This is a genomic window from Vibrio sp. OPT46 (assembly GCF_015163535.1).
Taxonomy (GTDB): domain Bacteria; phylum Pseudomonadota; class Gammaproteobacteria; order Enterobacterales; family Vibrionaceae; genus Vibrio; species Vibrio alginolyticus.
Window position 1 is genome coordinate 1 of record NZ_JADDYG010000546.1, and the last position, 232, is coordinate 232.

Consider the following 232-nt stretch of genomic DNA (forward strand, 5'->3'; position numbering starts at 1 on the left):
ATGCGCATGGTTAAGCAGGGCGCTGTGAAGATTGATGGTGAAAAAATTGCGGACAGCAAATTTGCTCCAGAAGCGGGTACTTACGTGTTCCAAGTAGGTAAACGTAAATTTGCTCGTATTACTATTCAGTAATCCATAATGACTGCAAATGAAAGCGTCCGAAGGGCGCTTTTTTTGTATGAAAATTTAGCAAAAACGGCAAAGTAAAACTTCCATACCTGATGAACTTTGC

The 232-nt window shown here is 40.5% G+C and carries 1 pseudogene; it reads left to right on the forward strand.

The window, feature by feature from the left end:
• Positions 1 to 132 (forward strand): annotated as a pseudogene (locus IQR33_RS22260) (tyrosine--tRNA ligase); the annotation flags it as partial.
• Between the last annotated feature and the right edge of the window lie 100 nt (positions 133 to 232).